At 61.6% G+C, this 250-nt stretch carries 1 protein-coding gene; it reads left to right on the forward strand.

The features are described from left to right. Nucleotides 1-42: 42 nt before the first annotated feature. A partial coding sequence (locus QP381_RS09285) for an NAD(P)-dependent oxidoreductase (RefSeq protein WP_285068741.1) occupies nucleotides 43-250 on the forward strand: 208 nt, incomplete at its 3' end.

Consider the following 250-nt stretch of genomic DNA (forward strand, 5'->3'; position numbering starts at 1 on the left):
CTAGTTCGCGCTGGAAAGTCCTGGCGCTACGACCACACCTTCATGCTCGGCATGGGTTTGCAAGGGGCCACCTTGGGCATTGTGGGGTTAGGCCAGATCGGCGAGGCGATGGCGCGCCGCGGGGCCGCCTTCGGCATGGACATCCTGTACAGTGCGCATTCGGACAAGGACACTTCCCGGATTGGTGGGAATGTGCGCCGGGTAGACAATGCCGAGCTGATTGCTTCTTCGGACGTGGTGTCCTTGCACT

It is taken from the genome of Pauljensenia sp. UMB6358 (genome assembly GCF_030216865.1).
GTDB lineage: Bacteria > Actinomycetota > Actinomycetes > Actinomycetales > Actinomycetaceae > Pauljensenia > Pauljensenia turicensis_A.